Here is a 23,207-nt window from a genome sequence, read left to right on the forward strand (position 1 = left end):
GAGGAAAGCGCGCTTGAGCGCAAGCACCATCGTCACCCGCTTCGCGCCGAGCCCGACGGGCTATCTCCATATCGGAGGGGCGCGGACCGCGTTGTTCAACTGGCTGTTCGCCCGCCATCATGGCGGACGCTACCTGCTGCGCATCGAGGACACCGACCGGGCGCGCTCCACCCCGGCGGCGATCGAGGCGATCCTCGACGGCCTTTCGTGGCTCGACATCGGTGGCGACGACAAGCCGCACTTCCAGTCGCAGTTCGAAGCCCGCCATGCCGAGGTGGCGCACCAGCTGCTCGAGCGAGGCGCGGCCTACCGCTGCTACCTGACCCAGGAGGAGCTGGCCCGGCGCCGCGAGGAAGCGCAGGCGCAGAAGAAGCCCTTCCGCATCGTCAGCGAGTGGCGCGACCGCACCGACGCCCCCGCACCCGACGCGCCTTTCGTCGTCCGGCTCAAGGCCCCGCGCGAAGGCGAGACCGTGATCGAGGACATGGTCCAGGGCCGGGTCGTGGTTCGCAACGAGGAGCTCGACGACTTCGTTCTGCTGCGCTCGGACGGCACCCCGACCTACATGCTGGCGGTGGTGGTCGACGACCATGATATGGGGGTGACCCACGTCATCCGCGGCGACGACCACCTCAACAACGCCTTCCGCCAGCTGGTCATCGTCCGTGCGATGGGCTGGCCCGAGCCCACTTACGGGCACATTCCGCTGATCCACGGCGCGGACGGGGCCAAGCTCTCGAAGCGCCACGGAGCGCTCGGCGTCGACGTCTATCGCGATGAGATGGGCATCCTTCCCGAAGCCCTGTTCAACTATCTGCTGCGGCTCGGCTGGGGCCATGGCGACGACGAGATCATCAGTCGCGAACAGGCCGTCGAGTGGTTCGACATCGACCATGTCGGAAAGAGCCCGAGCCGCTTCGACCTCAAGAAGCTCGAGCATGTGAACGGCCACTACATCCGCCATGCCGACGACGCGCGGCTGAGCGTCCTCGTCGCCGCCCGCCGCTTCGGCCTCGACGCCGAGCAACTCGCGCTCCTCGAGCGGGCGATGCCCGAGCTCAAGGCGCGGGCGAAGGATCTGAACGAACTCAGCGCAAATGCCGACTTTCTGTTCGCCGAGCGCCCGCTCGACCTAGATGAGAAGGCAAGCGGCCTGCTCGACGCCGACGCCCGGGCGCTGCTCGGCCGGCTCCACACGGCGCTCAGCGGCGTGTCGGAGTGGACCCAGGAGGGAACCGAAGCGGTGGTCAAGGCGCTCGCAGAAGAAGAGGGTCTGAAGCTCGGCAAGCTCGCCCAGCCGCTCCGTGCGGCGCTGACCGGCCGGGCCACCAGCCCCGGCATCTTTGACGTGCTGGTACTGTTGGGGCAGGGCGAAAGCCTGGCCAGGATCGAAGATCAGATGATGATGGAGTGCAATTGATGTCGGATCAGAACGCCACCCTGAAGTTCGGGGACAAGGACCTCGGCATGCCGGTCCTGAGCGGCAGCGTCGGTCCGGACGTGGTCGACATCCGCAAGCTCTACGGCGCGACCGGCGCCTTCACCTACGACCCGGGCTTCACCTCCACCGCCAGCTGCCGCAGCGCGATCACCTACATCGACGGCGAAGCGGGCATCCTGCTCCACCGCGGCTATCCGATCGACCAGCTGGCCGAGAAGTCGAGCTTCATGGAAGTGGCCGCGCTGCTGCTCCACGGCGAGCTTCCGACCAAGGAAGAGCTCGACAAGTTCACCTACACCATCAGCCGTCACACCATGCTGCACGAGCAGCTGTCGACCTTCTACCGCGGCTTCCGCCGCGACGCGCACCCCATGGCGATCATGTGCGGCGTGGTCGGCGCGCTGTCGTCCTTCTACCACGACAGCACCGACATCACCGATCCCAAGCAGCGCGAGATCGCGTCGCACCGGCTGATCGCGAAGATGCCGACGATTGCGGCCATGGCGCACAAGTACAGCATCGGGCAGCCGTTCCTCTATCCGGACAACTCGCTCAGCTACACCGGCAACTTCCTGCGAATGACCTTCGGCGTCCCCGCCGAGGAGTATGTGGTCAATCCGATCATCGAGCGGGCGATGGACCGGATCTTCATCCTCCATGCCGATCACGAGCAGAATGCCTCGACGTCGACCGTCCGGCTGGCCGGTTCGTCGGGCGCCAACCCCTTCGCCTGCATGGCGGCCGGCATCGCCTGCCTGTGGGGCCCGGCGCATGGCGGGGCCAACGAAGCCGCGCTCAACATGCTGCGCGAGATCGGCCACGTCGACAACATTCCGGCCTATATCGCCCGTGCCAAGGACAAGGATGATCCGTTCCGCCTGATGGGCTTCGGACACCGGGTCTACAAGAACTTCGACCCGCGCGCGAAGGTGATGAAGCAGACCGCGGACGAGGTCCTGCGCGAGCTCAACATCTCCGATCCGGTCCTCGACGTCGCCAAGGAACTGGAGCGGATCGCGCTTTCAGACAGCTACTTCATCGACAAGAAGCTCTATCCGAACGTCGACTTCTATTCGGGCGTGATCCTCAACGCGATCGGCTTCCCGACCGAGATGTTCACCGCGCTGTTCGCCCTCGCCCGCACCGTCGGCTGGGTTGCGCAGTGGAACGAGATGATCGCCGATCCCGAGCAGAAGATCGGCCGTCCGCGCCAGCTCTACACCGGCGCCACGCAGCGCGACTACGTTCCGGTCGCCAGCCGCTAGGCTGACGGAAGCGAAAGGCGGAAGACCGCTCCGGTGCTGCTCTCGAGCAGCGCCACTTCCCCGCCCATCTCGCGGGCGAGGCGGCGGGAGATGGCAAGGCCGAGGCCGGCGCTGCCCGCCTTGGTCCCGGCTTGCTCGAAGCGTTCGAAGATCCGCGTTCGATCGGCGGGCGCGACCCCGGGCCCAAGGTCACTGACGGTGACGCTCGCCTGTGCGCCGCGCTCGAGGGTGATCGAGACGCTGCCCTGCGCGGGCGAGAAGCGGACCGCGTTGGCGATCAGGTTGACCAGGATCTGGCAGATGGCGCGGCCCTGCCCCAATGCGGCAAGTCGCCCTTCCCCGCCGATGTCGAGGACGATCCCGCGCTCGGCGGCCTGCGGCTGGACCAGCCCGGCGGCATCGAGCACCAGCTCGGCGAGGTCGATCGTCTCTCCCTCCGGGGCACTGCCATCGGGCGATGCCTCGCGACTGATCGCGGCGAGCAGGTCAAGCAGGTGGCGGGCGGCGGCGGCGATGTCGGTGCCATAGCCGGCATAGTCGCTGCGGAGCGGGCCTTCGCTCCGCCCGGCAATCTCCTCCGCCTGGCCGATGATCGAGGCCAGAGGCTCCTTGAGGAGATCGTCGAGCGGGAGAGCGGCGAGCGGCGCGGCATCCGACGGAATCCGCACACGAACGACATAGCCGGCGAAGCGGCCGTCTTCCTCGCGCGGCTGTCCGTCGAGCAGCAAGGGTTCGTCGCTCCCCCGAAGCAGAGCAGGCTGCGCGGTGAAGGAGCCGCGGCTACCCAGCGCCGACAACAGCGGCAGGTTGCCGGACGAATCCTCGACCGGTCGAAGCAACCGGGCAAGCGGCTGGCCGACCGCGCCTTCCCCAAGGCGCAAGCGGCGGGCCAGGCCGGGGCTGAGCTCGACGATCCGAAGCTCGGAATCTGTGAGCAGCCGGTCGGTGTCCGACGCCGCTTCCTCTCCTTCGCCGCCCGCGCGCCCGGACCAGCGCGAACGCGACGGCGGACGGGCAAGCCAGCGCTCGACCGACAGGGTGACGCCCTCGCGGTCGGGCTTGGCAAGCAGCCAAAGCTCGAGATCCTCGCTGTCGTTCGCGGCAAGCACCTGCCGCTCGATCGGCACGCCGAGCCGTCCGGCAAGCCTGGCGACCGCGGCGAGTTGCGGGACGGCCAATTCGGTGCCGAGGCGGCCACCCGCCGCTTCCTGGAGCGCAAGCAGCGCCGGGTCGGCCGAGACCAGCCGCCCGCTCGGATCGACCCGCGCCGTCACCGGCGGCTGGACAGGGAGGCTAGCCATGGTGGGCAAGCACAGCCTTGGCGCGGCGAAAGGCCGGCGGAAGTTCAAGCTCGGCGCGAGCGGCGTCGACCTGCTCCTGCGCCAAGGCGTCATAGGCCTCGATCGCTTTGACTGGATCGCCGAAGCCGAGCGCCGGCCCGGCATGTGCAAGAAGAGCCGCAGCCTCGCGCCGGATGATCCCAGCCATTCGCAGCAGCAGGGCGAGCTGCTCGCCACCACCAAGCAGGCACCGCCAGCCTTCCTCGGGGGCGATGCCCGCCTCGGCGGCGAGAATGGCGGCAAGCAGGGGAGCTTCGCCGTCGGCTGCCAGTGAGACGAGCAGCCCAGCTTCTTGTCGGCGCTCGGACCCGAGCGCCTCGGCCAGTTCGGCCTCGATCTCCTCGAGGCGGCGCCCTTGCGGGCGCTCCGCGAGCAGGTCGGCCGCGGCGAGCGCCAGCGCATTGTCGCTCGGGGCGGAGCACAGGCGTCCGAGCGCGGCCGCCACGACCTGCACCAGCCCGAAGGAGAGCGGCTGCGGAAGATCGACCATGTCGAGCGCGATCCGGCCGTAGCGGTCGCGGCCGCGGCCACGTGCGGTCAGCAAGGTCATGGCCGAGGCCGCGACTTCGGCATCCTCGTCCGCGGTCCAGCGCTGGAGCCGGGTGCGCCCGCCCTCGCCCGCCGACTGGGCCAACCGCTGGATGTCGGCGCGGCGAAGCAACAGTCCGACCAGCGCCTCGTCCTGAAGAAGCCCGGCGCGGGTGAGATCGGCCACCAGCTCTGCCGCGGTCGATGGGCAGGCCGCGGCAGTCGACGGATCGACCCGGGCGCGCAGTTCGTCGGCGATCCGGTCGACGAGGCCATGGAGCATGGCGGTCATTAGCGCCCGTTCCTGCTCGGTCAGGCGCGTGCCCGGTTCGAGGAAGAAGTCACGGACGGCGGCCGACAGGCGACGATCGCCGTCGACGGGTCGAACCGTCGCGGCAGCCTTCTTGCCTCCCGCTAGCGGGGGCGCGGCGATCGGCCACTCCTCGGACATGCTGCCTGCGCGTTAGCACCGTCCTCGTTAACGGCGCGTCAATCGCTCGACCGAGGCGCGTGGACCACCTGCTGGACGAGGAAGAAACTCGTCGCGGCGTAGATGAGGAGAGCGACGGTGAGCGCGCTCCACCAGCCGAACGGTGCGAAGAGGATGGCGAGGAAGACCGCGGCGCGCGAACTGAAGAGCCAGATTTCTCCGGCAAAATCGCGGCCTCCGCGCTCGATCCGGGTGGCTTCGGCGAAGGCGATCGTCCCCGCCGCCGCGACCAGTGCGCCCCAGCCGCCGCCATGTCGGCTCTCGAACCAGCCAAGCCCGAGCAGCGCGAGCCCATGTGCCGGCCACAGCAAGCGCCGGGTCAGGGCACTCCTCGGCAGCGGCTGAAGCCGGACCGTCGCCAGCCGCTCGGCCAGCCGGTCGAGCGGGCTCGCCAGTAGCAGCAGGCCAAGCGCCCAGGGCGCCAGCCCACGGGTGAAGAGAAGCCCCGCCGCCAGCACCATGACCAGCGCCGCCGACAGGAGCCATGCCGGCCGCAACGGTGTCCGGATGATCTGTGCGGCGAGCAGGTTCTCGAGCGGCGGGAGGAGGAAGCGGCTCGGCCAGTCACGACGGCTGCTCTCGGAGGCGCGAAGCAGGTGACGGTCGAAGGCGTCTGGGCTCCGCTCGGTACCGGCGAGGAAGGGGGTGAGGTTCTCGGGCGCGGCAATCAGCCGGGCCCCGGCCTGAACGGTGCGCCGAAGCAAGGTCGACTGCAGATCCCAGTCACCGAGCATCCGTGCCGTGTCGGCCAGCAATCCGCTGTCGATCCGCGACAGGCCGGACCAGCGATGATCGTCGTCGATCCGCTCGAACCCGGCATGGCTCTCGTCGTCGGGGACGGTCACGATGCTCCGGTCGGTCTCCTCGGCCAAGTCGGCGAGCAGTACCGGTGCCGGTGCGATCCCGTCGGCGATCTGGAGCACCGAAAGGCCGGGTTCGAAGCGAGCCGCGGCCTCGGCGGCGTCACTGACGGGGATGACGCCGATGCCGTCGGCACGAAGCCGCTCGAACGCCGCCTGCAGCGCCGGAGGGACGCGCTCAACCAGCACCACGATCGGTGCGGCGCCGACGGCGGCGGCGCAGCGCGCCTGATATTCGACGAGGGTTCGGCCAGCGAGCGGAAGCAGGGCGTGAAGGCCGCCCGCATCGTCTTTGCCCTGTGCAGCAATGAGAGCGCCGAGCGCCATTTCTTCCCTCCTCCCGAGCGATCCTCTTGCACGCTTCCGCTTGTCCGCAAAGGTGGTAAAACACGCGTCATGACGTCGCCCCAGCCCCGCTCCGCCTCCGGCCCCGCCGCTGAACCGCTCGAGCTGACGGAGGCTGTCGGCAGCCCCGCCGAGCCCGCGCCAATGGAGTTCGTCACCGACTGGACCCCACCTTCGGCCGAGCGCGGCGAGGAGCGAGGTGCAGGGGGAAGGCAGGTCCTAGCGATCGCGCTCACGATCCTCGCCGTCCTGTGGGTCGGGTTCGTCGCCTGGCAGGTCGGCCGCTCCCAGCCGACACTGTCCGCGATCCCGACCTGGCTCTCGCTTGCCGCCGGTCCGCTCGCCTTGCTGGCCCTCGCCTGGCTGATCTTCGGCCGGACCCGCCGCCGCGAGGCCGAGCGTTTCACCGCCAGCGTTCATGCGATGCAGGCCGAGGCGCGCAGCCTCGAGCAATTGCTCGGCGTCCTCCGCCAGCGGCTCGACGAGGAGCAGGCGGCGCTCGGCAGCCATGCCGACCGGCTGATGCGGCTTGGCGACGAGACCGGGCATCGCCTCGGCTCCGTCACTCGCGAGTTCGCTGCGGGCAGCGACGCGCTGGCGCGCCATGCCGCGGTGCTCGACCGGGCCGCGGAAAGCGCCCGCACCGACATCGGCGTCCTCCTCGAAGATCTTCCGCGGGCCGAGGCGAGCAGCCGGGCCATGGCCGAGGAGCTGCGTTCCTCGGGCCGAGAAGCCAGTGCTCAGGCCGCGGCGCTCGAGGCGCATCTCGCGGCGGTCACCGGCCGCGCGCGCGAAGCCGAGGATGTGGTCGGTGGCGCCGCCCAGCGCCTCGTTGCCCACCTCACGCAGATCGAGAGCGCCGGGGCGGCCGCGGCGATGCGTGTCGCCGACGCCGGAACGGGCGCCTCCGCCGAAGTCGACGCGCTGCTCGTCCGCACCGCCGAGGCGCTCGGCGAGGTACGCGGCGGTATCGACGCTCAGGCCGCGGCGGTGCACGCGCTGATCGCGCAGAGCGCCGCCGCCATGTCGACCGCCGGCCACGACGCGGCGGAGCAGCTCGGCGGCCGCCTCGCCCATGCGGGCGGCGCCTTGGACGGACTTTCGAGCCGGATTGCCGAGCAGGACCGCGCGGTCACTGCGCTGGTGGCCGGCCTCGAGCGACAGCTGGCCGAAGTCGACCAGCGCTTCGTCGACCTGGCCGCCGAGGGTGACCTCAGGGCCCAGGCGGTGGCGACCGCGATCGACCGAGTCCGCCGCGAACTCGATGGGCTCGCGGACCAGCAGTCGGCGAGCGACGGCTCGCTCGAGCAGCTTGCGGCGCGCACCGACCAGCTTCGCTCGTCGGTCGGCGCGCTCAGCCGCGAGTGCGGCGAGGAGCTGGCAGGCGCGCTCGGCAGTGCCGAAGGCGGCGCCGAGCGGCTGCTTGCCGCGGTGCAGGCGGCCCGTCCCGACGTCGAATGGATGAACCAGGCCGCGGCGCAGGCGAGCGAACGTCTCCTGACGAGCACCGCCGGACTCGGCGAGAGCCAGAGCCGCCTTGAAGGCCTGCTGGCCACGCTCGACGGCGGTGTCGGCGGCGCCGAGGCCCGTCTCGGCACTTTGCGCGAAGCCATTGCCGCCACCGCTGCCGACGCGCAGCGACTGGAAGCGGAAACCGGCCCTGCCCTCGTCCAGGCGATGGTGCAGGTGCGCGAAGCCGCCGCCCAGGCAGCGACCCGCGCCCGCGAGGCCCTCGCCGCGGTGGTCCCGGCGGCGGCCGAGCAGCTGTCCTCGGATACAAGGGCTGCGCTCACCCGCGCGGTCGAGGACAGTGTGCAGGCACAGCTACGCGAGGTCGAACGGGTCGCGGCCGAGGCGCTATCGGCTGCACGGGCCGCCTCCGAGGGGCTGTCGCGGCAGATGCTCAATATCGGCCGCACCGCTTCGGCGCTCGAGCAGCACCTCCAGAAGACCGACGAGGACAGCCGGTCGGCCGACAGCGAGGCCTTCGCCCGCCGCGCCGCGGTCCTCATCGACAGCATGAACTCGGCATCGATCGACGTCGGCCGCATCCTATCGGACGAGGTCGACGATCGCGCCTGGGCAGCCTACCTCAAGGGCGATCGCGGGGTCTTCACCCGCAAGGCGGTCCGCCTGCTCAGCTCGGGCGACCAGCGCGTGCTCGATCAGCAGTTCGCGGGCGACGCCGAATTCGCCGGCTCGGTCACCCGCTATGTCCAGGACTTCGAGACCATGCTCCGCCGCGCATCGGCCGAGCGCGAGGGCGGGATGATGGCGGTCACCCTGCTGTCGAGCGACATGGGCCGGCTCTACACCGCGCTCGCACAGGTGGTCGAGCGCCGCCGCTGAGGCCTCGGCTCAGTTGTAGAAGTCGAGGTCCTCGATCCCGATCCAGCCCTCGACGAAATTGACGTAGAAGAGGACGAAAAGACCGAGCGAGACCAGCGCCGACCGCAGGAGGTGGCGCTGGAGCTCGAAGCGATGCGGCGCGCTGTCCGCCTGTCCGCTGACCTTGGCCGTTCCGGCTTCCTCGTCGGTCCTCACTCCGAACGGCAGCAGCAGGAACGCCGTGAAGACGAAGAACAGGAAGTAGATGGCGATCGCGGAGACGAGCGTCACAGGCGGGTGACCAGCACTTCCACGTTCGGCTTCTTGCCGGTCCACAGGGTGGCGCAGCGGCGCACCGCGAGGCGGATGTTCTCGCGCAGTTTCTCCTCGTCGCGGATCGGTTCGACCGCCTTGGCCGCGGTCTGGGCGGCGTCGCGGATGAAGTCGTCACGATCCTCCTCGACCGGCACGCCGACGATCCGGACCTGGGGATCGGCGGCAAGCGCGCCATTCTTGTTCAGCACCACGCTGATGGCGATCACGCCCTGGAAAGCGAGGCGGCGCCGCTCGTTGATGGTCGACCCGTCGGCCGGCAGGATGACATCGCCGTCGAGCACCAGTCGTCCGACGTGCTCCTCGCCGATCTTCTTCGGCGCGCCCGGCGCAAGCCGGACGAGGTCGCCATTGACCTGGACCAGCGCGCCCGGAATCCCGCTGGCGAGACCGAGCCGCGCCTGCTCGAGCATGTGACGGCGCTCGCCGTGCACGGGGATCAGCGTTTTGGGCCGGATCCACTCGTACATGCGCTGGAGTTCCGGACGGCCCGGGTGACCCGAGACGTGGACGTGTGCCTGACGCTCGGTGATCGTCTGGACGCCGAGCATGGCGAGCTGGTTCATCACCCGACCGACGGCATTCTCGTTGCCGGGGATCTGGCGCGAGGAGAAGACCACCGTGTCGGCCTCGCCCAGCTTGATCTCGTGCTGGCCCGCCGCGATCCGGCCGAGCGCGGCCCTGGGCTCGCCCTGCCCCCCGGTGGCGACCACCAGCAGCTCGCGGCGGGGCAGCCGCATCGCCTCGTCGTAGCGGACGGTGTCAGGAAAGTCGGTGAGATAGCCGGTCGCCCGCGCGACCTTGAGGTAGCGCTCGATCGAACGCCCGGCGACCGCGACCCGCCGGCCCGTCGCCTCGGCGACCTTGCCGATGGTGTGAAGTCGCGCCGCGTTCGACGCGAAAGTGGTGACGACCACACGCCCGCGCGCCTCGTCCACCACCTTGAGCAGCCCGTCGTAGACCTCCGCCTCGGAGCCGGACTCCTTGTCGGTGAAGGCATTGGTGCTGTCGCAGACCATCACGTCGATCCCGCGGTCGCCGATCGCGCGCAGCTGGTCGGGCGAGGTCGGGTTGCCGAGCACCGGCGTGGGATCCAGCTTCCAGTCGCCGGTATGGAAGATGCGACCGTGGTCCGTCTCGATGAGCAGCCCGTTCGATTCCGGGATCGAGTGCGCCAGCGGCACCGGGGTGACCCTGAACGGTCCGAGGTCGAGCACGTCGCCGGGGTGGATCAGGCGCAGCTTGACCTGACCGGACAGCCCTTCCTCCTCGAGCTTGTGGGCGATCAGCCCTGCCGTGAACGGAGTCGCGTAGAGCGGCACCTGGAGGTCGGCGGCAAGGTAGGGAATGGCGCCGATATGGTCTTCGTGACCATGGGTCAGCACCAGCCCGACAAGGTCCTTGCGGCGCCGCTCGATGAAGTCGAGGTCGGGCAGGATGAGGTCGATGCCTGGATAGTCGGCTTCGCCGAAGGTCATTCCGCAGTCGACCATCAGCCACTTGCCCTGGGTGCCATAGAGATTGGCATTCATCCCGATCTCGCCGGAGCCGCCAAGCGCGAGGAAGAGTAGTTCGTTACCTGGAGTCACAGTCATTCCGATCTGATGCCCGCCGATGCCGGCGCGGCCACGCAATCCATCATGTCATGTCAGGTGCGGTGCGGCTGGATTGCAGTGCCGTTCCGCTCCTCGAATTTCGTTCAGCCTGCCGCGAGGCTCCGCCGCCACAGCAGCGCCAACCCCTGAATCGTAAGGTCGGGTTCGATCCGGTCGAACACCGGCGTGTGCTGCTGGAACAGGGTCGCGAGCCCGCCGGTCGCGATCGTCGTGACCGGGCGTCCGATCTCTGCCTTCACCCGAGCGAGCAGGCCCTCGATCATCGCCACATAGCCCCAGTAGATGCCGGACAGCATTTGGCTGCTCGTGGTGCGGCCGATCACCGTAGGGTCCTCAGGCGCCTCGATCGCGATGCGCGGCAGCTTGGCCGCCGCCGCGACCAGTGCATCGAGGCTGAGGTTGATCCCCGGCGCGATGATCCCGCCCTTGTACGCTCCGTCATAGTCGACCACGTCGAAGGTGGTCGCGGTGCCGAAGTCGATAACCACGAGGTCGCCCGGGCAGACCGCATGCGCCGCGATGGCGTTGAGCGCTCGGTCGGCGCCCACATTGTGCGGCTCATCGACGTCGAGGCGAATGCCCCAGCCTGCCTGCCCCTGCCCCGCCACCAGCGCCTCGGTGCCGAAATACTTCGTCGAGAGCACCTGCAGATTGTGCAGCGCGCGCGGCACCACCGTGCCGATGATGACTCCGCTCACGTCGCTGCGCCCATAGCCCTCGAGCGCTAGCAACTGGTGCAGCCAGACCGCATATTCGTCGGCCGTCCGGCGCGGATCGGTCGCGATCCGCCAGCGCGCGGCGATGCTTCCATCCTCGCCCACCAGCGCGAAGACGATGTTGGTATTGCCGGCATCCACCGCAAGCAGCATCGCCTCAGCCTCCGAGCATCACGTCGGCGGCATGGATGCGCCGCTCTTCGCCGCCCGGCAAGGCGAGCCGCAGCGCGCCGTCCTCGCCAAGGCCGGCGAAGGTGCCGGACAGCCGCTCGTCGGCGGCGACATGGACGCTGAGCTCGGTCCCGAGCGGATGCGCGCTTTCCAGCCACAAAGCGGTCAGGCCGACCGGATCCTCGCGCCACCGGGTCAGTTCGCGCGCGAAGGCGGCGGCGAGCAGCGGGGCGAATGCCTGCGGGCTGACCAGCGCCACGCTCGACAGGGCGGCGGTCTCGCGCCCCTCGATCGCGGGGGCATGAGCGAGATTGACACCGAAGCCGGCCACGATGCGATCTTCCTGCCGCTCGAGCAGGATGCCGGCGAGCTTGGCGCGGCCGAGCAGCAGGTCGTTGGGCCATTTGATCATCAGCCCCGTCGCGGGCGCCGCCGCTTCGACCGCGCGGATCAGCGCAACCCCCGCCGTCAGGGCGAGGGTCGAGGCCGAAGGATCGCCCTCCCGAAGCCGTACCAGTGTCGAGCCGTGGAAATTGCCGCGCGAGCTCTGCCACGCTCGGTTCTGGCGACCGCGTCCCGAGCCCTGCTCCGCCGCGATCAGCCATTCGCCCTCGGCGGCCTCGCGAGCGTCCAGCAGGTCGCTGTTGGTCGACCCGGTCCGCTCGACGAAGCGGAGCCGCGACATGGGCGTGGTCAGAAGACGCTCGCCGCGTTCGCCGCGAGCGTCGAGAGCGGGTTGATGATGAGATAACCGAGCGGGCTGATGGCAAGCGCGCAAGCGGCGATCAGAACCGTCTCCACCCGCCCGCGTGCGGCCGCGAACGGCTCGGCGGGAACGTCGAAGAACATGACCTTGACGATCTTGAGGTAGTAATAGGCACCCACGACCGTCAGCACCGCAGCGGCGATTGCCAGCGGCAGCAGCCCAGCCTGAACCGCCACGTTGAACACCATCAGCTTGGGCCAGAAGCCGAACAGCGGCGGGATGCCCGCGAGGCTCAGCATGAAGGCCATCATCGCCCAGGCCAGCGCCGGGCGGGTGACCGACAGGCCGGCGAGGCTGTCGATGCTCTCGACCGGGCGGCCTTCGGCATCGCGCATCCGCATGACGATGAGGAAGGCGCCGAGGGTCATGACGACATAGACGGCGAGATAGACCAGCACGGCCGCCGCTCCGGCTTCGCCGCCGGCGGCGATGCCGACCATGGCGAAGCCGACATTGTTGATCGAGCTGTAGGCGAGCAGTCGCTTGATGTTGGTCTGACCGAAGGCCGCCACCGCTCCGAGGATGATCGAAGCGAGCGCGGCGAAGATCACGATCTGCCGCCAGCTGTCGGTCGCAGGACCCATGGCGTCGATGCAGACGCGGGTGGCGAGCAGGATCGCCGCCGCCTTTTGACCGGCGGCAAAGAAGGCGGCCACCGGGGTCGGCGCACCTTCGTAGACGTCCGGCGTCCACATGTGGAAAGGCACGGCGGAGATCTTGAAGGCTAGGCCGGCGAGCGTGAAGACGAGGCCGAAGGTCAGCCCGAGGCTCGCGCCATCGTCCGCGAACGCCGCGGAGATGCCGCTGAAGTAGGTCGTTCCGGCAAAGCCGTAGAGCAGGCTGATGCCGTAGAGCAGGATGCCGCTGGCAAGCCCGCCGAGCACGAAATATTTGAGGCCGGCCTCGGCCGAGCGCTCGTCATGGCGCCGGTAGGAAGCAAGGACGTAGGCCGAGAGGCTCTGGAGCTCGAGACCGACATAGAGCATCATCAGGTCGGTCGAGGAGACCATCACCGACGCGCCCAGTGCCGAGAGCAGGATCAGTACCGGATATTCGGCGCCATGCTCGAAGCCGCGGTCGAACCAGCCGTGCGCCATGATGATCGCAACGGCCGCCGACAGGTAGATGATGACCTTGCCGAAGGCGGCAAAGCCGTCGGCCGCCCACATGCCGCCGAACACCGCTCCGGCCTCCTGCGGCGCACCGACGAGGGAGACGGCGGCCGCGATCAGCAGCGCGACCGCACCCCAGTGGGTGATCGCCGAAGCCCGGCGAACGAAGGCGGCGACCATCATCAGCGCAATCGCGCCAAGCGTGATGATGACCTCGGGAAGGATCGGAGCGAAGTTCATCAGTGCGCCTCCCCGGCGCCATGTTCGGGGGCGGCGTGAGCGGCGGCTGCGGCGGCGGCAGGGTTGCCCGCCGTCGGGCGGCTGTCACCAGCGGGCGTCACGCGCTCGATCCGGGTCAGGAGCCGGCCGACGTCGTCGCGCATCGGGGCCATGAAGCTTTCGGGATAGACGCCCATCCACATCACCACCGCGGCGATCGGCACGAGCAGCGCCCACTCACGGCGGTCGAGGTCGGTCATCGCCGCGGCCTCGCTGGTGCGGGCGGCACCGTAGCTGATCCGCCAGTAGAGCCACAGCATGTAGCCCGCGCCAAGGATGATGCCGGTGGTGGCGAAGATCGCTCCCCAGGTTGAGACCTCGTAGGTCCCCATCATCGCCAGGAACTCGCCGACGAAGCCGCTCATCCCGGGTAGGCCGACCGACGCCATGGTGAACAGCAGGAACAGCACGGCATAGCCGGGCATGTTGTTTGCAAGCCCGCCATATTTGACGATCTCGCGGGTGTGCATGCGATCGTAGATGACGCCGACACAAAGGAAGAGCGCACCCGAGACGAGGCCGTGGCTGAGCATCACGATCAGCGCGCCTTCGATGCCCTGACGGTTGAAGGCGAATAGGCCGAAGGTGACGAACGCCATGTGCGCGACCGACGAATAGGCGATCAGCTTCTTCATGTCCTTCTGCACCAGCGCGACCAGGCTGGTGTAGACGATGGCGACCGACGACAGGGCGAAGACCAGCGGCCAGAACTGCGCGCTGGCGTCGGGGAACATCGGCAGGCTGAAGCGGATGAAGCCGTAACCGCCCATCTTGAGCAGCACGCCGGCGAGGATCACCGAGCCGGCGGTCGGCGCCTGCACGTGCGCGTCGGGAAGCCAGGTATGTACCGGCCACATGGGCATCTTGACCGCGAAGCTGGCGAAGAAGGCGAGCCACAGCCAGGTCTGGAGATGCGCCGGGAAATCGTAGGCCATCAGCGTCGGGATGTCGCCGGTGCCGCTCTGCGCGATCATCACCAGCATTGCGACCAGCATCAGAACCGAGCCGAGCAGCGTGTAGAGGAAGAACTTGTAGGCCGCCTTGATCTTCTCGGCCCCGCCCCAGATTCCGATGATGAGGTACATCGGGATGAGGCCGGCTTCGAAGAAGATGTAGAAGAGCAGCAGGTCCTGCGCCATGAAGACGCCGAGCATCAGCGCCTCCATCAGCAGGAAGGCCGCCATATATTCGGGCACCCGGCGCTCGATCGCGCGCCAGCTCGCGCCGATGCAGATCGGCATCAGGAACACGCTGAGCATGATCAGCATCAACGCGATGCCGTCGATCCCGAGCGCCCAGTTCAGGTAAGGCGTGCCCAGGCTCACCCGCTCCTGGAACTGCCACTGCGCGCCGCCGGTGTCGTAGCCCGCCCACAGCACGCAGCCGAGGACGAACAGCGCGAGCGTCGTGCCGAGCGCCAGCCAGCGTGCGCCATTGGTGCCGACGAACAGGCAGCCGAGTGCCGCCAGCAGCGGCAGGGCGATCATCAGGGAAAGGATGGGGAAGTCCATATCAGCGGGTCATCGCCCAGGTCGCCGCGCCGACAAGGCCGAGCAGCATGACCAGAGCATAGGAGTTGAGATAGCCCGACTGGAGCCGTGCGGTGATGCGGTTGCCGACGCCGACCGCGTAGGCCGCGCCGTGCGGGCCGAAGCGGTCGATCGTCTTCTCGTCACCGCGGTGCCAGAAGAAGCGGCCAAGCGCGAGCGACGGACGGACGAACAGGACGTCGTAAATCTCGTCGAAATACCACTTCTTCATCAGGAAGCCGTGGATGGGACCGGTCGCGGCGATCCACTTGCCCGGCATGTCCGGACGGCGGATGTAGTTGTTCCAGGCCAGCGCGAGGCCGATCAGCATGACGATCCCGGGGACGAGCTTGACCCAGGTCGGCACGTGGTGCGCCGCTTCGACCAGATGCAGATCGTGGAATAGGCTTCCGGCCCAGAAGCGAACGCCTTCCTCGGCTCCGAAGAACTGATCGTGGAACAGGAAGCCGGCAAACACCGCGCCGAGGCTGAGCACGCCGAGCGGGACCAGCATGCTGAGCGGACTCTCGTGCGGATGGTAGCCGGCGGTGCCGGTGACCGGCGCCGGAGCAGCCGAGTGGCTGCTGTCGCCATGCTCCTCGTCCGGATGGTCATGGTGATCGCCGTGGACCGCGTGCTGGATATGCTCCGAGCCGGCCCAGCGAGCCTGACCGAAGAAGGTCAGGAAGATGAGCCGCCAGCTGTAGAAGCTGGTCAACAGGGCGACGAAGGCGCCGAGCCAGAAGGCGACCATACCGGCGACCGATCCGCTCGCGAACGCGCTCTCGAGGATCGCGTCCTTCGAGTAGAAGCCGGCGAAGCCGAACACCCCGACGATGCCGACGCCGGTGATCGCAAGCGTTCCGAGCACCATCGCCCAGAAGGTCAGCGGGATCTGCTTCCGTAGCGCGCCATAGTAACGCATGTCCTGCTCGTGGTGCATCGCGTGGATGACCGAGCCCGCGCCGAGGAACAGCAGCGCCTTGAAGAAGGCGTGGGTGAAGAGGTGGAACATGGCCGCGCCATAGGCGCCAACGCCCGCGGCGAAGAACATGTAGCCGAGCTGGCTGCAGGTCGAATAGGCGATCACCCGCTTGATGTCGTTCTGCACCAGGCCGACCGTCGCCGCAAACAATGCGGTTGCGAGCCCGACATAGGTGACGACCGTGGTCGCCGTCTCGCTCGTCTCGAACATCGGCGACAGGCGGCAGACCATGAACACGCCGGCGGTGACCATGGTCGCGGCATGGATCAGCGCGCTGACCGGGGTCGGGCCTTCCATCGCGTCCGGAAGCCAGGTGTGGAGGCCGAGCTGCGCCGACTTGCCCATCGCGCCGACGAACAGCAGCAGGCAGAGCAGGGTCATCGTGTCGACCCGCATTCCGGCAAAGCCGATGGTCGAACCTGCCATGTCGGGCGCCGCGGCGAGGATCGCCGGGATCGACACCGTCCCGAACACCAGGAAGGTGCCGAAGATTCCGAGGCTGAAGCCGAAGTCGCCGACGCGGTTGACCACGAACGCCTTGATCGCGGCCGCGTTGGCCGACGGCTTGTGGTACCAGAAGCCGATCAGCAGGTAGGAAGCGAGGCCCACCCCTTCCCAGCCGAAGAACATCTGGATCAGGCTGTCGGCCGTCACCAGCATCAGCATGGCGAAGGTGAACAGCGAGAGATAGGCGAAGAAGCGGGGCTGCGACGGATCTTCCGCCATATAGCCCCAGCTGTAGAGGTGGACGAGGCTGGAGACGGTGGTGATCACCACCAGCATCACCGCGGTCAGCGTGTCGACGCGAAGGCTCCAGTCGACCACCAGGTCGCCCGAGCGGATCCAGTCGAGCACCGGCACGACCTGCGCCTCGCCGCTCCCGCCGAGGAAGGAAAGGAAGATCGGCCACGACAGCGCGCAGCTGATGAACAGCGCGCCGGTGGTGATCGCCTTGGCCGGCACCTTGCCGATCGCGCGTCCGCCGAGGCCCGCGACGATCGCGGCCAGCAGCGGCAGGAAGACGATGAGGATGATCGAATGCATGTTACCCGCGCATGCTGTCTGCAGCGTCGACCGCGATGGTCCCGCGGCGGCGGAAGAAGATGACCAGGATCGCAAGTCCGATCGCGGCCTCGGCGGCGGCGACGGTCAGCACGAACATGGCGAAGATCTGCCCCTTCATGTCGCCGAGGTAGGCGCTGAAGGCGACGAGGTTGATGTTCACCGCGAGCAAAAGGAGCTCGATCGCCATCAGCATCAGGATGACGTTGCGCCGGTTGAGGAAGATGCCGAGCACGCCGATCACGAACAGGATCGCCGACACGGTGAGGAAGTGGGCCAGGCCGATCACAGTTCCATCCCCTGTCCGACCTGCGGCTGCAGGTTCTTGACCGCGTCCTGCGGGCGACGGCCGATCTGGCGGCTGGCGTTCTGGCCGCGCGCGTCACCCCGGCTGCGGTGGGTCAGCACGATGGCGCCGATCATCGCGACCAGCAGGATCAGCCCCGCGAGCTCGAACGGAAGCAGGTAGCGGCTGTAGAGCTCGATCCCGAGCGCCTCGATGTTTGGCACCGGCCGGGCGGTCGTCGCGGTTGCCGCCTGCACCATCGCCGGCCCCGACCTGGCGGCGCTCATCGCGATGACGATCTCGGCCAGGAGCACGATCGCGATCAGCAGTCCGAACGGCAGGTTGCGGGTGAAGCCCGAGCGCAACGACGAGAAGTCGACGTCGAGCATCATGACCACGAACAGGAACAGCACCGCGACCGCGCCGACGTAGACGATCACCAGCAGCATGGCGATGAACTCGGCCCCGACCAGCAGCATCAGCCCGGCCGCATTGAAGAAGGCGAGGATCAGCCACAGCACCGAATGCACCGGGTTGCGTGCGAAGATCACCAGCACGGCGGACGTGATGGTGACGGTCGCGAAAAGGTAGAAGGCGAGAAGGGCGATCATGGGTTGGCCGGGCGCTTAACGGTAGGGCGCATCGGCGGCAAGGTTCGCCGCGATCGCCGCTTCCCATCGGTCGCCGTTGGCGAGCAGCTTGGACTTGTCATAGAGCAGCTCCTCGCGGCTCTCGGTCGAGAATTCGATGTTCGGACCCTCGACGATGGCGTCGACCGGGCAGGCCTCGGCGCATAGGCCGCAGTAGATGCACTTCACCATGTCGATGTCGTAGCGGGTGGTGCGGCGGCTGCCGTCCTCGCGCGGCTCGGCCTCGATGGTGATCGCCAGCGCCGGGCACACCGCCTCGCACAGCTTGCAGGCGATGCAGCGCTCTTCGCCGTTGGGATAGCGACGCAGCGCATGCTCGCCGCGGAAGCGCGGGCTCTGCGGGGTCTTCTCGAAGGGGTAGTTGATCGTCGCCTTGGGCTTGAAGAAATATTTGAAGGTGAGGGCGTGCCCCTTCACCAGCTCCCAGAGCGTGAACGACTTGATGATCTGCGCGGCATTCATGGCCGGTCAGGCTCCATATCGGGTCAGCATCAGCCACAGGCTGATGGCGAAGACGAAGAACAGGCTGAGCGGCAGGAAGATCTTCCATCCCAGCCGCATCAGCTGGTCGTAGCGGTACCTCGGCACGGTCGCGCGGACCCAGCCGAAGATGAAGAAGAACATCGACATCTTCAGCAGCAGCCAGAGAATGCCCGGAATGTCGAACCAGGGAATGAGGTCGATGTTCAGGAACGGCAGGAACCCGCCCCAGAAGAGGATGGCGTTCAGCGCGCACATCAGGATGACGTTGCCATATTCGCCGAGCCAGAAGAGCGCGAAGCTCATCGAGCTGTATTCGGTCTGGAAGCCGGCGACGAGTTCGCTCTCCGCTTCGGTCAGGTCGAACGGCGTGCGGAAGGTCTCGGCCATGGAGCTGATCAGGAACACCACCGCCATCGGGAAGAGCAGCGGATTGAACCCGAAGCCGTTGAAGAAGCCGAGCACATTGCCCTGCTGGGCCATGACGATGCCGGTCATGTTGAAGGTGCCGGCATAGAGCACGACGCAGATCAGGACGAAGCCGATCGACACCTCGTAGCTGACCATCTGCGCGGCCGCGCGAAGTGCCGAGAAGAATGGATATTTCGAGTTGGACGCCCAGCCCGCGATGATCACGCCGTAGACCCCGAGGCTCGAGGCGGCGAGGATGTAGAGCAGCCCGACGTTGATGTCGGCAAGGACAACGCCGAAGTCGAACGGGACCACCGCCCACACGATCAGCGCGGTCGTGAAGCTGATGATCGGCGCGAGCAGGAACAGGCCCTTGTTGGCGCTGGTCGGGACGATGGTCTCCTTGAGGAAGACCTTGAGGCCGTCGGCGAAGCTCTGCAGCAGGCCGAATGGACCGACGACGTTGGGGCCCCGGCGGAGCGCGATCGCGGCCCAGATCTTTCGCTCGGCATAGATGATCATCGCCACCGCCAGCATCAGCGGAAGCGCGATCAGCAGGATGCCGGCGATGGTCGCGAGGAACCACGACCATTCGTAGGTCATGTGCCAGCTGTTCTGGAAGAAGTCGGTCACTCCGCCGCCTCCGCGAAGGTCTGGCCGTGGATGAGTTCGGCCGAGCAGCGCTGCATCGTCGGGCTCGCCCGGCTGATTGCGTTGGTGAGATAGAAGTCCTTGACCGGCAGTCCGACCGGACCGCTTGCCTCGGCAGGCAACGACGGCGGCGACCACGGCAGGTCGAGCAGCCCCTCGGTCCCGAGCGCGGGCACTTCGGCGATCATCGCCGCGCGCAGCTGGTCGAAGCGGTCGAAGGGCAGCGGATTGCCAATGAGATCACTGACCGCCCGCAGGATGGTCCAGTCCTCGCGTGCCTCGCCCGGAGGGAAGCTCGCCTTTTCGGCGCGCTGCACCCGTCCTTCGAGGTTGACGAAGGTGCCATGCTTCTCGCTGTAGGCGGCGCCCGGAAGCACCAGGTCGGCATGGCGTGCGCCCTTGTCGCCATGATGGCCGATGTAGACCTTGAAGGCCCCGGCGAAGCGCTCGCCGGCGACTTCGTCCGCACCCATCAGAAGCACCAGCTCGGGGCTCGCGGCCTCGAGATCGGCAATCCCGCCCTTGCTGCCATAGCCTAGGAGAAGCGAAGCCATCCGGCTCGCCGCAGTGTGGATGACGTTGAAGCCGTTCCATCCGTCCTTAACGAGGCCGAGCTGCCCGACCAGCGCGAGCGCGGCGCCAAGCGCCCCTGCTCCGAGCGCGCCGGGACCGACGATGACCGCCGGGCGCTCCGCCTTGGCGAAGACCTCGGTCACGACCTTGGGCAGCTTGCCGAGCAGCGACAGGTCGTCACCGATGTCGGTAACCGGGTAGGTGAGGTCGACCGCGGGGCCGACGCTGAACACCGGCGCGCCCATGCGCCGAACGGCCTTGCGCAGCCGCGTGTTGACCAGCGGCGCCTCCCAGCGGGGATTGGTCCCAATCAGGAGGATCGCATCGGCATTCTCGATGCCAGCGAGGGTCGAGTTGAATGCCACCGCCGACAGGCTGGTCACGTCATAGTCGAGGCCGGTCTGGCGTCCCTCAAGCAGGGTGCTCCCCTGCCCTTCGAGCAGCTTCTTCGCCGCGAACATCGTCTCGGCGTCGAGCAGGTCGCCGGCAACCGCCGCGACCTTCGAACCCGCTCCCTTGAGCTTGGCCGCGAACAGCTCGAGCGCCTCGGCCCAGGTCGCCGCGCGCAGCTTGCCGCCCTCGCGCACCCACGGCCGGTCGAGGCGGTTGCGGACCAGGGCGTCGGCATGGTGCCGGCTCTTGTCGCTGATCCACTCCTCGTTGACGTCCTCGTTGATGCGCGGAAGGATCCGCATCACCTGCGGACCGCGAACGTCAAGGCGGATGTTGCTTCCGACCGCGTCCATCACGTCGATCGAGGGGATCTTGCGCAGTTCCCACGGACGATATTCGAAATTCTGCGGCGCCTGCAGCAGCGCGCCCACCGGGCACAGGTCGGCGAGGTTGCCGCTCAGCTCGCTGGTCAGCGCCCGCTCGAGATAGGCGGTGATCTGCGCATCCTCGCCGCGATAGAGCATCCCGATTTCGGGCGTGCCCGCTACTTCCTCGGCGAAGCGCACGCAGCGGGTGCACTGAATGCAGCGGGTCATCGCGGTCTTGATGACCGGGCCCATATACTTGTCGTCGACCGAGCGCTTGTTCTCGTCGAACCGGCTCGACGAGCGGCCATAGGACATCGCCTGGTCCTGCAGGTCGCATTCGCCGCCCTGGTCGCAGATCGGGCAGTCGAGCGGGTGGTTGATGAGGAGGAACTCCATCACCCCTTCGCGCGCCTTCTTGACCATCGCGGTATCGGTGCGGATCACCTGATTGTCCGCCGCCGGGAGCGCGCAGCTCGCCTGCGGCTTGGGCGGTCCGGGAGAGACCTCGACCAGGCACATACGGCAGTTGCCGGCGATGCTCAGCCGCTCGTGATAGCAGAAGCGCGGGATCTCCTTGCCGGCAAGCTCGCACGCCTGCAGCACGGTCGCCCCTGCGGGGACCTCAATCTCTTCGCCGTCGACGGTTACCTTAGGCATGCTTTGTACCTTGACCATTCAAGGTGCTCCACTCGCGACTGTCTTGACCTTTCATGCGGACAGCACGGCCCTGCTGCAAAAGATTCCAGACTTCATCGAGGGTATCGACCTTATCGTAGACTTCGTCCTTGTTGCCCTTCTTGCCGCGCTGCTTGACGAGGAACTTACCATCAAGGTGGCGGGGCTCGACTACGAAGAGCTCAGTTTTACCGACGTTTTTGCCAAAACGCCGCGAGTGCTCCTTCCAGATACGGCTAATTGTCACTCCGCCGCCTCCAGCATCGTGCCGCCATTGCGCTCGGCCATGCGTCGCTCGAGCTCGGGGCGGAAGTGCTTGATGAGGCCCTGGATCGGCCACGCCGCGGCATCGCCGAGCGCGCAGATCGTGTGGCCTTCGACCTGCTTGGTGACGTCGTGTAGCTTGTCGATGAGGTCGGGCGTGCCCTCGCCCTCGCGCAGCCGCTCCATGATCCGCCACATCCAGCCGGTGCCTTCACGGCACGGGGTGCACTGCCCGCAGCTCTCATGCTTGTAGAAGTAGCTGATGCGGGCGATCGCGCGGACGATGTCGGTCGACTTGTCCATGACGATGATCGCCGCAGTGCCGAGACCCGAGCCGACCGCCTTGAGGCCGTCGAAGTCCATCGGCGCGTCCATGATCTCGGCCGCGGGGACGAGCGGGACCGAGCTTCCGCCCGGGATCACGGCGAGCAGATTGTCCCACCCGCCGCGAATGCCGCCGCAGTGGCGGTCGATGAGTTCGCGGAAGGATATGCCCATGCTCTCCTCGACCACCGCCGGCTTGTTCACATGGCCGCTGATCTGGAAGAGCTTGGTGCCCTCATTCTTCTCGCGGCCGAAGCCCGCGAACCAGCTCGCGCCGCGGCGGAGGATAGTCGGGACGACGGCGATGGACTCGACGTTGTTGACCGTGGTCGGGCAGCCGTACAGGCCCGCGCCCGCCGGGAATGGCGGCTTGAGCCGAGGCCGGCCCTGCTTGCCCTCGAGGCTCTCGAGCATCGCGGTCTCTTCGCCGCAGATGTAGGCGCCCGCGCCGCGATGGCAGAAGATGTCGAAGTCGTAGCCACTTCCGGCGGCATTCTTGCCGACCAGGCCCGCGGCATAAGCCTCCGCGATCGCCTTCTCGAGCGCCTGCGCCTCGCGGATATATTCGCCGCGAATGTAGATGTAGCAGGCCCGCGCGCGCATCGCGAAGCTGGCGATCAGCGCCCCCTCGATCAGCTTGTGCGGATCGTGGCGGATGATCTCACGATCCTTGCAGGATCCGGGCTCGCTCTCGTCGGCGTTGATGACGAGGAAGTTCGGCTTACCGGGCTTGGGCTCCTTGGGCATGAAGCTCCACTTCATGCCGGTCGGGAAGCCCGCGCCGCCGCGTCCGCGCAAACCCGAGGCCTTGACCGCGTCGATGATCGCGTCCGCGCCGACGCTCATCAGCGCCTTGGTATTGTCCCAGTCGCCCCGCGCCTGCGCCGCCTTTAGATCGGGCGACTGGAAACCGTAGACGTTGGTGAAGATGCGGTCCTTGTCGGACAGCGGCCCGGTGTAGCCCAT

The 23,207-nt window shown here is 67.7% G+C and carries 20 protein-coding genes; 3 read left to right on the forward strand and 17 right to left on the reverse strand.

Annotated elements, in window-relative coordinates; genetic code table 11:
- The first annotated feature begins 13 nt into the window (after window positions 1-13).
- Together gltX and ABD727_RS09885 are read left to right on the forward strand one after the other, a co-directional pair.
- Window positions 14-1,420: a glutamate--tRNA ligase gene (gene gltX, locus ABD727_RS09880; protein WP_344707242.1), complete on the forward strand. Its 1,407-nt coding sequence runs from the start codon at window positions 14-16 to the stop codon at window positions 1,418-1,420.
- Entirely contained in the window at window positions 1,420-2,706 is a 1,287-nt protein-coding gene (locus tag ABD727_RS09885; protein ID WP_344707243.1) for a citrate synthase, read from the forward strand. Before gltX ends, ABD727_RS09885 begins: the two co-directional genes overlap by 1 nt.
- Here the strand turns inward: ABD727_RS09885 and ABD727_RS09890 are convergent.
- From ABD727_RS09890 to ABD727_RS09900, 3 genes are read right to left on the reverse strand one after another with little or no spacing between them, the layout of a single operon-like run.
- Window positions 2,703-4,007, reverse strand: coding sequence for a sensor histidine kinase (locus ABD727_RS09890; RefSeq protein WP_344707244.1), 1,305 nt, complete (start codon window positions 4,005-4,007; stop codon window positions 2,703-2,705). The two genes, ABD727_RS09885 and ABD727_RS09890, sit on opposite strands and share 4 nt — an antisense overlap.
- Window positions 4,000-5,025: a hypothetical protein gene (locus ABD727_RS09895; protein ID WP_344707245.1), complete on the reverse strand. Its 1,026-nt coding sequence runs from the start codon at window positions 5,023-5,025 to the stop codon at window positions 4,000-4,002. The genes ABD727_RS09890 and ABD727_RS09895 overlap by 8 nt, the downstream gene beginning before the upstream one ends.
- A gap of 38 nt (window positions 5,026-5,063) precedes the next feature.
- Window positions 5,064-6,251, reverse strand: a complete 1,188-nt coding sequence (locus ABD727_RS09900; RefSeq protein ID WP_344707246.1) for a hypothetical protein — start codon at window positions 6,249-6,251, stop codon at window positions 5,064-5,066.
- Window positions 6,252-6,320: 69 nt separating this feature from the next.
- Between ABD727_RS09900 and ABD727_RS09905 the strand changes: the two genes are divergently transcribed.
- Complete coding sequence (locus tag ABD727_RS09905; RefSeq protein WP_344707247.1) at window positions 6,321-8,618, forward strand: coiled-coil domain-containing protein; 2,298 nt, start codon at window positions 6,321-6,323, stop codon at window positions 8,616-8,618.
- 9 nt (window positions 8,619-8,627) lie between these two features.
- Here ABD727_RS09905 and ABD727_RS09910 read toward each other — a convergent pair whose 3' ends face one another.
- From ABD727_RS09910 to nuoF, 14 genes are all read right to left on the reverse strand, one after another.
- Window positions 8,628-8,888: a DUF1467 family protein gene (locus ABD727_RS09910; protein ID WP_344707248.1), complete on the reverse strand. Its 261-nt coding sequence runs from the start codon at window positions 8,886-8,888 to the stop codon at window positions 8,628-8,630.
- Window positions 8,885-10,519 carry a ribonuclease J gene (locus ABD727_RS09915; RefSeq protein ID WP_344708067.1) on the reverse strand — a complete coding sequence of 545 codons (1,635 nt, stop codon included), beginning with the start codon at window positions 10,517-10,519 and terminating at the stop codon, window positions 8,885-8,887. Before ABD727_RS09915 ends, ABD727_RS09910 begins: the two co-directional genes overlap by 4 nt.
- A gap of 110 nt (window positions 10,520-10,629) precedes the next feature.
- Window positions 10,630-11,415 carry a type III pantothenate kinase gene (locus tag ABD727_RS09920; RefSeq protein ID WP_344707249.1) on the reverse strand — a complete coding sequence of 262 codons (786 nt, stop codon included), beginning with the start codon at window positions 11,413-11,415 and terminating at the stop codon, window positions 10,630-10,632.
- Between the two features lie 4 nt (window positions 11,416-11,419).
- Window positions 11,420-12,118, reverse strand: coding sequence for a biotin--[acetyl-CoA-carboxylase] ligase (locus ABD727_RS09925; protein WP_344707250.1), 699 nt, complete (start codon window positions 12,116-12,118; stop codon window positions 11,420-11,422).
- Between the two features lie 8 nt (window positions 12,119-12,126).
- Window positions 12,127-13,551, reverse strand: a complete 1,425-nt coding sequence (gene nuoN / locus ABD727_RS09930; RefSeq protein WP_344707252.1) for an NADH-quinone oxidoreductase subunit NuoN — start codon at window positions 13,549-13,551, stop codon at window positions 12,127-12,129.
- On the reverse strand, window positions 13,551-15,101 hold the full coding sequence (locus ABD727_RS09935; RefSeq protein WP_344707253.1) for an NADH-quinone oxidoreductase subunit M: 1,551 nt from the start codon (window positions 15,099-15,101) through the stop codon (window positions 13,551-13,553). Before ABD727_RS09935 ends, nuoN begins: the two co-directional genes overlap by 1 nt.
- Window position 15,102: 1 nt before the next feature.
- Complete coding sequence (gene nuoL / locus ABD727_RS09940) at window positions 15,103-17,148, reverse strand: NADH-quinone oxidoreductase subunit L (RefSeq protein ID WP_344707254.1); 2,046 nt, start codon at window positions 17,146-17,148, stop codon at window positions 15,103-15,105.
- A gap of 1 nt (window position 17,149) precedes the next feature.
- Window positions 17,150-17,455 (reverse strand): NADH-quinone oxidoreductase subunit NuoK, encoded by a 306-nt coding sequence (nuoK, locus tag ABD727_RS09945; protein ID WP_344707255.1) that lies wholly within the window; start codon window positions 17,453-17,455, stop codon window positions 17,150-17,152.
- Window positions 17,452-18,063, reverse strand: a complete 612-nt coding sequence (locus ABD727_RS09950; RefSeq protein ID WP_344707256.1) for an NADH-quinone oxidoreductase subunit J — start codon at window positions 18,061-18,063, stop codon at window positions 17,452-17,454. The genes nuoK and ABD727_RS09950 overlap by 4 nt, the downstream gene beginning before the upstream one ends.
- Window positions 18,064-18,078: 15 nt before the next feature.
- Window positions 18,079-18,564 (reverse strand): NADH-quinone oxidoreductase subunit NuoI, encoded by a 486-nt coding sequence (nuoI, locus tag ABD727_RS09955; RefSeq protein ID WP_344707257.1) that lies wholly within the window; start codon window positions 18,562-18,564, stop codon window positions 18,079-18,081.
- A 6-nt stretch (window positions 18,565-18,570) separates the two neighbouring features.
- Window positions 18,571-19,626, reverse strand: a complete 1,056-nt coding sequence (gene nuoH / locus ABD727_RS09960) for an NADH-quinone oxidoreductase subunit NuoH (protein ID WP_344707258.1) — start codon at window positions 19,624-19,626, stop codon at window positions 18,571-18,573.
- Entirely contained in the window at window positions 19,623-21,635 is a 2,013-nt protein-coding gene (nuoG, locus tag ABD727_RS09965) for an NADH-quinone oxidoreductase subunit NuoG (protein ID WP_344707259.1), read from the reverse strand. The genes nuoH and nuoG overlap by 4 nt, the downstream gene beginning before the upstream one ends.
- Window positions 21,628-21,900 (reverse strand): hypothetical protein, encoded by a 273-nt coding sequence (locus ABD727_RS09970; protein ID WP_344707260.1) that lies wholly within the window; start codon window positions 21,898-21,900, stop codon window positions 21,628-21,630. The genes nuoG and ABD727_RS09970 overlap by 8 nt, the downstream gene beginning before the upstream one ends.
- Entirely contained in the window at window positions 21,897-23,207 is a 1,311-nt protein-coding gene (nuoF, locus tag ABD727_RS09975; RefSeq protein WP_344707261.1) for an NADH-quinone oxidoreductase subunit NuoF, read from the reverse strand. The genes ABD727_RS09970 and nuoF overlap by 4 nt, the downstream gene beginning before the upstream one ends.

Source organism: Sphingomonas swuensis (assembly GCF_039538045.1).
Classification (GTDB): domain Bacteria; phylum Pseudomonadota; class Alphaproteobacteria; order Sphingomonadales; family Sphingomonadaceae; genus Sphingomicrobium; species Sphingomicrobium swuense.

Coding starts and splice junctions, on each gene's coding strand:
- ABD727_RS09925 (WP_344707250.1), bottom strand. CDS start 12,118: ATGTCGCGGCTCCGCTTCGTCGAGCGGACCGGGTCGACCAACAGCGAC.
- ABD727_RS09920 (WP_344707249.1), bottom strand. CDS start 11,415: ATGCTGCTTGCGGTGGATGCCGGCAATACCAACATCGTCTTCGCGCTG.
- ABD727_RS09935 (WP_344707253.1), bottom strand. CDS start 15,101: ATGGACTTCCCCATCCTTTCCCTGATGATCGCCCTGCCGCTGCTGGCG.
- ABD727_RS09895 (WP_344707245.1), bottom strand. CDS start 5,025: ATGTCCGAGGAGTGGCCGATCGCCGCGCCCCCGCTAGCGGGAGGCAAG.
- nuoN (WP_344707252.1), bottom strand. CDS start 13,551: ATGAACTTCGCTCCGATCCTTCCCGAGGTCATCATCACGCTTGGCGCG.
- nuoF (WP_344707261.1), bottom strand. CDS start 23,207: ATGGGCTACACCGGGCCGCTGTCCGACAAGGACCGCATCTTCACCAAC.
- ABD727_RS09890 (WP_344707244.1), bottom strand. CDS start 4,007: ATGGCTAGCCTCCCTGTCCAGCCGCCGGTGACGGCGCGGGTCGATCCG.
- nuoI (WP_344707257.1), bottom strand. CDS start 18,564: ATGAATGCCGCGCAGATCATCAAGTCGTTCACGCTCTGGGAGCTGGTG.
- ABD727_RS09900 (WP_344707246.1), bottom strand. CDS start 6,251: ATGGCGCTCGGCGCTCTCATTGCTGCACAGGGCAAAGACGATGCGGGC.
- nuoL (WP_344707254.1), bottom strand. CDS start 17,148: ATGCATTCGATCATCCTCATCGTCTTCCTGCCGCTGCTGGCCGCGATC.
- ABD727_RS09885 (WP_344707243.1), top strand. CDS start 1,420: ATGTCGGATCAGAACGCCACCCTGAAGTTCGGGGACAAGGACCTCGGC.
- nuoG (WP_344707259.1), bottom strand. CDS start 21,635: ATGCCTAAGGTAACCGTCGACGGCGAAGAGATTGAGGTCCCCGCAGGG.
- ABD727_RS09950 (WP_344707256.1), bottom strand. CDS start 18,063: ATGATCGCCCTTCTCGCCTTCTACCTTTTCGCGACCGTCACCATCACG.
- ABD727_RS09905 (WP_344707247.1), top strand. CDS start 6,321: ATGACGTCGCCCCAGCCCCGCTCCGCCTCCGGCCCCGCCGCTGAACCG.